8 protein-coding genes are annotated in these 10,041 nt (G+C 62.2%); 3 read left to right on the top strand and 5 right to left on the bottom strand.

What is annotated here, in order from left to right:
* Positions 1-777 precede the first annotated feature (777 nt).
* Both QP970_RS11245 and QP970_RS11240 read left to right on the top strand, forming a co-directional pair.
* On the top strand, positions 778-2,319 hold the full coding sequence (locus QP970_RS11245; RefSeq protein ID WP_239270014.1) for a molybdopterin-dependent oxidoreductase: 1,542 nt from the start codon (positions 778-780) through the stop codon (positions 2,317-2,319).
* Between the two features lie 25 nt (positions 2,320-2,344).
* Positions 2,345-2,593, top strand: a complete 249-nt coding sequence (locus QP970_RS11240; RefSeq protein WP_239270015.1) for a hypothetical protein — start codon at positions 2,345-2,347, stop codon at positions 2,591-2,593.
* Here the strand turns inward: QP970_RS11240 and QP970_RS11235 are convergent.
* Genes QP970_RS11235 through gluQRS form a run of 3 tightly spaced genes read right to left on the bottom strand, consistent with a single transcriptional unit; the run spans position 2,590 to position 5,428 of the window.
* Positions 2,590-2,925: a hypothetical protein gene (locus tag QP970_RS11235; protein ID WP_239270016.1), complete on the bottom strand. Its 336-nt coding sequence runs from the start codon at positions 2,923-2,925 to the stop codon at positions 2,590-2,592. The two genes, QP970_RS11240 and QP970_RS11235, sit on opposite strands and share 4 nt — an antisense overlap.
* Positions 2,926-2,928: 3 nt before the next feature.
* Entirely contained in the window at positions 2,929-4,521 is a 1,593-nt protein-coding gene (locus QP970_RS11230; protein ID WP_126318035.1) for a cation:proton antiporter, read from the bottom strand.
* A gap of 13 nt (positions 4,522-4,534) precedes the next feature.
* A complete protein-coding gene (gene gluQRS, locus QP970_RS11225) occupies positions 4,535-5,428 on the bottom strand; it encodes a tRNA glutamyl-Q(34) synthetase GluQRS (protein WP_239270017.1) in 894 nt (297 codons plus the stop codon).
* 24 nt (positions 5,429-5,452) lie between these two features.
* On the opposite strand from gluQRS, the gene QP970_RS11220 reads away from it, so the two are divergent.
* Positions 5,453-6,145 carry a queuosine precursor transporter gene (locus QP970_RS11220; protein WP_239270018.1) on the top strand — a complete coding sequence of 231 codons (693 nt, stop codon included), beginning with the start codon at positions 5,453-5,455 and terminating at the stop codon, positions 6,143-6,145.
* Here QP970_RS11220 and tgt read toward each other — a convergent pair.
* Together tgt and QP970_RS11210 are read right to left on the bottom strand one after the other, a co-directional pair.
* Positions 6,121-7,377: a tRNA guanosine(34) transglycosylase Tgt gene (tgt, locus tag QP970_RS11215; RefSeq protein WP_023029970.1), complete on the bottom strand. Its 1,257-nt coding sequence runs from the start codon at positions 7,375-7,377 to the stop codon at positions 6,121-6,123. The genes QP970_RS11220 and tgt overlap by 25 nt on opposite strands.
* Positions 7,374-10,031, bottom strand: a complete 2,658-nt coding sequence (locus QP970_RS11210; protein ID WP_239270019.1) for an MMPL family transporter — start codon at positions 10,029-10,031, stop codon at positions 7,374-7,376. Before QP970_RS11210 ends, tgt begins: the two co-directional genes overlap by 4 nt.
* Positions 10,032-10,041 lie beyond the last annotated feature (10 nt).

Below are 10,041 nucleotides of genomic sequence, written 5' to 3'. Positions count from 1 at the left end.
AGCACGTGCTGGCCCCTGACACCATCACACTGCATGCTCTATCGAAAGGTAGAAACACCACTCAAACGGACTTGACCCCTTCGTGGTCCTACTGCTAGTCGGCATAGGCCTGTTTATGGTGACTAGTACGACAAAGTTTCCCATATTTGTCCCTCTTTTTATGGGACTTGTATGCACAATCGCAATTCTCACCTCTGGGAAGCCCGATCCTGCTGAATGTAGTAAGCCCGATCCTGCTGAATGTAGTGACGTAAACATCACGAAACAGGCGGAGTCCGAACAAAAAGGGGTCGGTTGGATTATGAGGCTAACCTCCGTTCAGGTCGTTAACTTGGTCATAGCGTGGCGGGCTTCGGGAAAAATAAAAAGCACTTGGAAAAGGGGTGACTAGGAGATCTGGGGGAATGGTTGACATTATTCATGAAGCTCAGGACGCACACCTGTGCGCCCTATTCATCAAAGCCCACGGACACGGTGGAGACTACGAGTACGCGCGAGACGGCTCCAACAGCGCAGTCAAACACCTGCAAGCAATACTGGCAGAACTGCCCGCTACTTCCCCACTGGCCCGCGATGCCGGCATACTCGCTAAGTTCGTGCGTGCAGCACAGAGGAATTTGTCTCGGCAACGCCCTGACACAAACCGGTAGTATCACACCAAAATAACCATCATCGTTGCAACGACCCCTAGAATCCGCCCTGCTTGTTTAATCCATGAAAAGCCGTCAAAATAGAGATAGCCCTTTTCCCATAAACTATCTCCCTAGGACGCTCCCCATGGACTATGTCTTGGCTCTCGGCGAAAACCCCGATTTTCCTTTGTGGCTTCGCGCGACGCACCTCATCAACTTTGTACTCATCGGCATGCTCTTGCGCTCCGGGCTGGAAATGCTTTCTTCCATGCCGCGCCTGTGGTGGCGCAATGACTGCGCGCCTGGCACCGAATGGCTGCGTTTTACCAAGCGCAAGCTGCCCAAGGAAGAGGGCGTATATACCTCTTTGATGGACGAGCTTTCGTGGTCACCGGTCGTGGCGCTGCCGGGCCGCGAAAACATTGGCCTGGGCCGCCACTGGCACGGCCTTTCGGTCATGCTGTGGGTCCTCAATGGCCTGGTGTACGTCGTGCTGCTCTTTGCCACCGGCCTGTGGCAGCGCCTCATCCCCACCTCCTGGGACATCATCCCGGAGGCGTGGGATACCTTCAAGGTCTATATCAGCCTCAGCGCGCCCGGCATCGAGCACTTCACGCCATACGATGCCCTCCAGCAACTCGCCTACGCCTTCGTCATCTTCATCGTTGCGCCCTTCATGATGGTGACCGGCCTGGGGATGTCGCCGGCCATCCGCGTGCGCTTCCCGTGGTTTGTAAAGATGCTGGGCGGCCACCAAGGTGCGCGGTCGCTGCACTTTATCGGCATGGTCTTGATGTCCGCGTTCATCCTGGTCCACGTGGTGCTGGTCTTCTTCGTGCACCGCGAGTACAACATGGTCCACATCGTCTTCGGTGACGTCTCCACCGAGCGCTATGTGCAGGCCTTTACCACCGTCGTCATCACCATCGTGGCGGTCATCATCTTCTGGATTGCCCTGTCCTATTGGACCTTGGCGGACCGCGCCCGGGCGCATAATTTCTTGGTCTCGTTCACCGAAATCGGCCGCAAGCTTTCGCTGAACCACTTCCACCCGCGCAAGCCCAAGGAGACCAAGGACTCGCCGATGCCCATTTCCTCCTTCCACTGGACCAACGGCCTGCCGCCGACGGAGAAGGAATCCCCTGAGTGGACCGAGTACAAGCGCAATGGCTGGGAGAACTACGCCATTACCGTGGCCGATGATGTCAACGGCACCGAAAAGACCGTCACCCTTGAGCAGTTGCGCGAGCTGCCGCAAACGTCCTACATCGCCACGCATACCTGCATGCAGGGGTGGTCTGCGACCTCCAAGTGGGGAGGGCCCAAGCTTGCCGATGTCCTCGAGCTACTCTGCCCCCGCCCCGAAGGCGCCAATTACGTGCTCATCGAGTCTTATGGCTTGGCGCAAAAGATGTACGATAACCGCCCGCGCGAGCCTTTCTACGCGGCCTTCGATATCGAGACCGCCATGGAGAATCAGTCCATTTTGGCGATTTCGCGCAATGACCAGGACATCGATCTGCACTTGGGCGCCCCAGTGCGCGCCCGCGTGGAATCGAACCACGGGTATAAGGCCGTGAAGTGGGTATCGCGGATTGCCTGGATTGGTGATTACGCCGACTACGGCGATGGCCGCGGCGGCACCCGCGAGGATTCCGCGCTCCAGGCCTTCAACGGCCGCATCTAGCACCGAAGGATTAGAATCTGTTTCTATGACTGATAAATCTTCTGTCACCGAAACCCGCATCGCCATCGATGGCATCCGCAATGACAATGACGTGCGCAAGTGCCTGCAAAAGCTCTACGGCATCTTTGCTGATACGGGAATGGGCCAAGCCACCTTCGAGATGACCGGGGATGCCACCGCGGATGTCGTCATCAAGCACGCTGAGTCCGTCACAGTAGATCCGGAGGTCATTGATGCGGCGGTGCGCAAGGCGGGGCCGTACCGCCTGGCCTAATCGATGCGCGGCGGCTCGTAGCCGTCCTCTTTAAGCCACGCGATATGCGGTGGGGTATTCATGCCCCACTCGCTGCGCGCCCACGCGAAGGTCTGGCGCACCTCGGCCTCGGAATAACCGCCATCGCGCAGGTACTGCCGGAAGCCATTCGGCCCGGGATCCTTGATCCAGAGCCAGGCGTAGTCGTCGAGGGAGTCATCGGCAAGCAAGCTTTCTAAGCCCGCCGGAACGAACTCGCGCTCGGCGCGCACGCGGTCCGCCAAGTCCTCGTCGAGGAAATCGTAGAGGTAGTCCATCGCGTCCTCGAGCTCGGCATAGTGTTGTGGATCCATGGGCTAAATCTCCCGGTGCTTAGTGCCGATGACCATGCGGTCGATCTCTTCCAGTATCTCATCCACGATGGCCGGATTGAAGGCCCGATCCTTGCGCAGGACTAGGAGCTCGCTCTGCGCGGCGTTAAGCGCGGTGCGCCGGGCCTCCAGCGCGACGCGGCGGGCCTCCTCGGCGCGCTGCTTGCGCTCGTCGTTATTCTCGGCGGGGTTTTCGCCATCACCCAGGCGGTCCTCGAACCACTGGATGACGTTGGCGGAAATTTCCGGATCGACCGTTTCGGCCTCGCCGGTGGCATCGTCTTCGGGGCGGAATTGCGATAGCGCATCGATGCTGGCGGCGCGCGCCCGCGAAACCACCGCGGCTCGCATCTTATCGTTGGCGGCCTGCGAAGCCTCCGTGAGATCGAGCTGCCTCATCAGCCACGGCAGCAGCAGGCCGGGCAGCACCATGGTGACCAGCAAGACGGTCAGGGCGATAACGGCCAGCTCGTGGTGGAAGGCGAAGACGCCGGTGGGGATGGACAGCACCAGCGCCAGCGTCACCAGGCCGCGCATGCCGGACCAAGTCATCAGCAGCACCTCCTGCATCCGCAGCGGGGCAACGTGCGGGCGCCCGCGCGAGACGTTGAGGCGGTAGTAGAAGAACATCCACACAAAACGCACCACGAAGGCCACGAGCGATAGGATCACGCCGACCATAACGGAGTGCCACAAATCCGAGCCCACCTCCGCGATGGCGGTATTAACCGTCAGCCCGATAAGGCCGAAGGCGACACCGGTAAACAGCAGCTCCATGGTCTCCCAGAAAGACTGGCCGGAAAGCCGGTCCTCGGCCTGGATATCGGCGCGCGAGTTGAGCTCGACGGCGGCGATGACCACGGCGATAACGCCAGAGGCCTCCAGCTCCTCAGCCACGAGGAAGGTGGCGAAGGGAACCACCCAGGTCAGGGCGTTGCGCGCTACCACATCGTGGACGTGGGTAATAAACAGCGCCGTCAGCCGCCCGATGAGCCAGCCAATGGCAAGCGCGACGACGGAAGAATAGAGGAAGCTCAGCACGCCGCTGCCAAAGGAAATATCGCCGCCCTGGGTCACGGCGGCGAGCGCGAGGTGGAAGGCGACGATGGAGGCGGCATCGTTAAACAGCCCCTCTGTTTGCAGGGTGGTGATGATGCGGCGCGGGATGCCGGCGGGCTCGGCCACCGCATCCACGGCCACGGGGTCTGGCGGGGCGATGGCCGCGCCGATGAGGATGGCGGCGGCGATGCTAATTCCCGGCAGGAATGCGTAAGCGGTCGCGCCCACGGCGAGGGTGGTGGCGACGACGAGGAGCACGGACAGGCTCAGGATGGTCACCCACTGCCCGCGAATCACGCCCCAGGACGTGCGCCGCGCCAGCGCCCACAGCAGCGGCGGCAAGAAGATGGGAAGGATGAGCTCGGTGGGGATGTCGAATTGCGGCAGCCCCGGCACGAAAACGGCGCAGGCGGTAATAATCGTCAGCAGCGCGGGCCACGGCAGCCCGACCCTATCGCCGATCGCAACGACGAAGACGGTCAGCAGCATGAGCCCGATGAGAACCAGTAAAACTTCCATGGGCTCGATAGTATTACGCGCGCCAAATATACGGCTCGCGGCTCAATTCCTCTGGCCGGAATTGCGCCAAGAGCTCGGCGGCGGTTTCCGCCTCATAGCCCAAAGACTGCGCCAGCTGCTTGACGATGCCCCTCTGCTCCCCCATATCCCGCATCGTCACCGCGCCATCGCGCTTGGCCAGTCGCTTGCCCGCGGAATTCAGGACCAGCGGCACGTGCACGTAGGTCGGCGGTGTGGTCCCCAAAAGGGAAGCCAGGTAGGCCTGGCGCGGGGCGGAGGATAAGAGATCGTCGCCGCGGACGACTTGGTCGATGCCCTGGTAGGCATCATCCACAACCACCGCCAGGTTATAGGCCCAGCCACCATCCTGCCCGCCGCGGCGGAGGATGAAATCATCGACGTCGCCGGTGTAGTCGCCGTGCAGGGCGTCGTGGATGGTGAAGGTGGAGACATCGGCGCGCAGGCGCAGCGCCGGCTGGCGGTTATCGGCGGCGAGCTGGGCGCGTTTGGTGGCACGTTGGGCATCGGATAGCGCACGGCAGGTGCCCGGATACTGGCCGGGGATGGCGTGCGGGGCGCGGGAGGCTTCGCGGATATCCTTGCGCGAGCAGTAACACTCGTAGACCGGCAGCTTCTCGAGCGCCGCGGCGTAGGCGGCCTCGCGATCCTGCTGGTAGATGACCTCGCCGTCCCACTCCAGCCCCAGGGCTGCAAGGTCCGCGAGCTGTCGCTCGGCCGCCGCGCGGGAGGAGCGCTGCTTATCGATGTCCTCCACCCGCACCACAAACCTGCGCCCCGTCGAGCGCGCGTAGAGCCACGCGAGAAGCGCCGTGCGGAGGTTGCCAAAGTGCAGATCGCCGGAAGGGCTCGGGGCGTAGCGGCCCGCCCCGGTGGTCGCGGAATTCATATTCCCAGCATACGGTTTGGCACAATGGTGGGCATGGAAAAATCCCCCTCCTCTCAAGTGCGCTTTATCCCCGTTCATTCCACTCTGTATCCGTGGCTCGTCACGATCTTCGTCGTGACGTTTTTGATTTCTAATATCAACGCCACCAAGGGCGTCCAGCTTGGGCCGCTCGTGACCGACGGCGCCTTCTTCCTCTTCCCGCTGGCCTATATCGTCGGCGACGTTTTATCCGAGTGCTACGGCTTCAAGTCCACCCGGCGCGCCATCTACATCGGCTTTGCGATGGCCCTGCTCGCCGTCGTGTGTTTCTATATCGCCATCTGGCTGCCTGCGGCGGATTTCTATGAGGGCCAAGAGGCCTTCGCCGCCACGCTGGGCCTGGTGCCCCGCATCGTTTTGGCTTCCCTGGCCGGTTACTTGGTGGGCCAGCTGCTCAACGCGTGGACGCTGACTGCGATGAAGAAGCGCAGCGGCGAAAAGGGCCTTTTCTCCCGGCTGATCGCCTCCACCGTGGTGGGCGAGTTTGGCGATACCTTGCTGTTTTGCGCCATCGCCGCGCCCGTCATCGGCATCGACACCACGAGCGGATTCATCAACTACGTGGTGGTGGGCTTTGTGTGGAAGACACTGATTGAGGTCGTCCTCTTGCCCATTACCTCCGCGGTTATCAAGCTGGTGAAAAAGCGCGAGGATTACCGCGCCTTCGACGCCGCGTAGTAACGGCCCAGGAACTCATCGCGGTAGTCCTCGTAGTAGCCGCCATTGATGGCGGCGCGGATATTGTCCACTAACCGCACCATGAATTCCACGTTGTGGATGGTGCACAGCGTGCCGGCCAAAAATTCCTTCGCCTTGAGCAGGTGGTGCAGGTAGGCGCGCGAGTAATTCTCCGTGACGTAGCCGCCGAACTCCTCGTCTACACCCTTAAAGTCCCGCTTGAACCGCGCATTGGTGAGGTTCAGGCGGCCATCGAGCGTGTAGACGCCGCCGCGGCGGGCTAGGCGGGTTGGCGCGACGCAGTCGAAGGTATCGGCGCCGGCCTCGACCGCGGTAAAGATGTCATCTGGCTCGGAGATGCCGAGCAGGTGGCGCGGTTTATCGTCCGGCAGTTCATCGCAGACCCAGCCCACGATGGTGCCGAGGTTCTGCTTTTCCAGCGCACCGCCGATGCCGAAGCCGCCGAAACCGCGCTGGCCCTTCTCCCGCGCGGCGCGGTCCAGGTCCAAGAGGCCGCGGGTGGCCTGGCGGCGCAAGTCCTCGTATTGCGCGCCCTGCACCACGCCCCACAGCGATTGCTTCGGGCGGTGGTAGCGCTCGCGGGTAAGCCGGTCGTGTTCTTCCAGGCAGCGCTGCGCCCACCGGTGCGTGCGGGCGACGGATTCTTCCTGGTAAGTGCGCGAATCAATGAGCGTGGTCAGCTCGTCGAAGGCGAACATGATATCCGCGCCCAGCCCGTGCTGAATCTGCATGGACTTTTCGGGCGTAAAGCGGTGCTTGGAGCCATCGATAATCGAGCGGAAGTCCACGCCTTCCTCATCCACCTTGGCCATGCGCTCCCTTTTCGCGGCGCGAATATCCTTTTCGGTGAGATCCGCCAAGTCCATGGCGATGACCTTTTTAAAGCCCACGCCCAAAGACATCACCTGGAATCCGCCGGAATCGGTGTAGGTCGGCCCGTGCCAGTTCTCAAATTTCGCCACGCCGCCGGCCTCGTCCACGATGTCGTGGCCCGGCTGCAGGTAGAGGTGATAGGCATTGGACAAAATCGCCTGCGTTCCAGTCGCGCGAATCTGCTCCGGCGTCAGGGTCTTTACCGTGGCCTTGGTCGCCACCGGGATAAACGCCGGCGTGGCGATATCGCCGTGCGGAGTGTGGATAACACCACTGCGGCCATGCTTGCCGGGGCCTTCGGGCAGGCGCTTATCGATGTCGAAACTTAAGTCCTTCATTCCTTATCTTCCTCTTCCCTGGTCTTCTGGCCATCATCCGCGTGTTGTGCTTCCCATTCTTCCTCAAGCGCGGTGCCTTCGATGTCTACGGTAGGCAGGATCTTATCCAGCCACTTGGGCATCCACCACGTAGCGCGGCCCATGAGGAACATGGAGGCGGGGACGAGGGTCATGCGGACAAAGAAGGCATCGAAAAGCACGCCCGCCGCCAAGGCAAAGCCGAAGATCTGGATGAACGGCAGCGGCTGGTTGATAAAGGCCACGAAGACCGAAATCATGATGATCGCCGCGGCCGTCACCACGCGCGCGCCCTGGGTAAAGCCAGTGATGGTGGCCTCGTCGACGGCATTATAGGGCCCCGACGTGCCCTTCGGATGCCGCGCGATGTGCTCGCGCATGCGGGTGACCAGGAAGACCTGGTAGTCCATGGCCAGGCCGAAAGTCACGCCGATGAGGAAGATCGGCATGAACGACAGCAGCGGGCCGGGGCCCGGGACGAGGCCCCACAGGCCGTCTTGCCATACCAGCACCGTCAGGCCGAAGGCGCCGCCAACCGAAAGCAGGAAGCCCAGGCCCGCCACCAGTGGCACCAGGAGGGAGCGGAAGACAACGAGCAGTAGCACGATCGCCAGCCCCACAACGATGCTGAGGTACGGTGCCATGGCATCGCGGAGGCGCTCGGTGATGTCCAGCTGCACGGCGGTCAGGCCCGTCAGGCCGATCTCGGTGCCGGTGGTGCCTTCGATCTGCTTTGTGGCAGAGCGCAGGGCGTGCGCGACATTAATGGTTGCGGCTTCCGTTGGCGAGGTTTCCGGGGTCACCATAATTTGTGCCGCGCGCTGGTCTTCGCTGACCGAAACAATTTGCGCGTGCTTTACTCCGCCAAGCGTCTTCAGTTGATCCGCGGTGTAGAGGAAGGACGCCAGTGCCGCCTTGTCCTCGGCGCTGGTCGGCGCAGCGGCCTCTTCCTTGTCCTCGACCTCTGCGACGGGGGCGATATCCGGCTCAGCAGGTTGCTCGCTGGGCTGGTCAGCAGGGTGTTCTGCCAGTTGTTCGCCGGGCTGGTCCGCTGGCTGCTCACCTGGCTGGTCGGGGGCTTCGTTGGGCGCGGGCTCAGGCGCAGGGCCAGTTGCGTCGCCGGGCGAGTCAGCGGGCGAATCGGCGGGTGCTTCGCCGGAGCCTTCTTCGGCGTCGTCGTTTCCGTCCTGGGCCGCCACCAATGGGGCGAGAGCGGCGGAATTGGCGTTGATGGTGTGGGCATCGACAACCGCGAGGAATGGCCCGTTGACGCCGGGGCCGAAGCCCTCGGCCATCAGGTCGGCGGCCTTGCGCTGAGTGGTATCGGGATTCGAGGTGGTATCGGCAGGCAGCGCCAAATCCATGTGGAGCACGGGGGCGGTCATGGCGCCGAGGGAGAGGACGACGAGGGCCATCGCCAAGCCGGGCACCTTTTGTACCAGCCGTACCCAGCGATTGCCCATGGTCGGGCCGCGGCGCACCTTGCCCTTGCGGGAGGGGTTGCCGGCCACGCCGGGGATGCGGCCGGCAAATGCCTTGTCCCCCAGAAGCCCCAGCATCGCGGGGATGAGCGTGAGGGAGACGAGGACGGCGATGGCCACGGTTGCGGCGGCGGAAAGCCCCATGGCGGTGAGGAATTCGATGCGCGCAATGAGCAGGGCAAACAGCGCGGTAAAGACGGTGGTGCCGGCAAAGACCACGGACGAGCCCGCCGTTCCTGCCGCCATGCCGGCGGCTTCTGGGGCGGACATGCGGGCGCGCTCGGCTCGGTAGCGGGACAGGATAAACAGCGCATAGTCGATGCCCACCGCCAGGCCAATCATGATGGCCAGCACCGGCGTCATGTTGTTGAGCTCTATCCAGTGCGTGGTAATCAGCATGCCGCAAGCGCCCAGGCCGACCCCGATGACGGCCGAAATCAGCGGCATTCCAGAAGCGACCAGGGAGCCGAAGGTAAAGATGAGCACGAGGAAGGCCACGCCAAGGCCGATAACCTCGGAGGTGGAATTGACCCGAATCTCATCGCCAAACCCGGCGCCGCCGGCCTCAACGGTAAGCCCCTGCTGCCTGCCGATGTCCATCGCTTCCGTCACGATGTCCTTATCGTCCTGGTCCACGCTATAGGGCGATTCGGCGTCGAAGTCGAAGGTGGTATAGGCAATGGTCTCATCCTCATTGACCATCGCGAGGTTATCGGCATCGGCACGCGCGGACGATTCCGGCAGCCCCATCTCCGTGAACTGGTGGATAACCTCATCTTGTAGCCGCGGCGAGACCTCAAGCGGATTGCCAAAGCGCATGGTATCGCCCATCTCCAGGTTGTCCTCGAGGTGGGAAATGACCGCGTTGATGGCCTTTTCATTGGCGGGATCCGAGAGCTTTTGGCCTTCCGGGGCCTGGAAGACCAGGTTCACTGACGGCGAGTTGGCGGGATTGCCGCCTTCCGGGAAGAGGTCCATCGTCTTGTAGGTGGCATCGATGGATGGGGTGCCTTTGATAGCGAACTCGCTCGTCATCGGTTTCATCAACAAGGCGGTAGCGCCGCCGGCGGCAGCAAGCAGGACCACCCAGGTAACGATGACTTTCCATTTATTAAGGAAAGACCAACGTCCGAGCCGGTAGAGGAGTTTAGCCACGGGAAATGTA

Origin of the sequence: Corynebacterium sp. MSK073, from assembly GCF_030232085.1 — a bacterium.
Classification (GTDB): domain Bacteria; phylum Actinomycetota; class Actinomycetes; order Mycobacteriales; family Mycobacteriaceae; genus Corynebacterium.
This window is presented reverse-complemented; position numbering and strand designations above follow the sequence as displayed.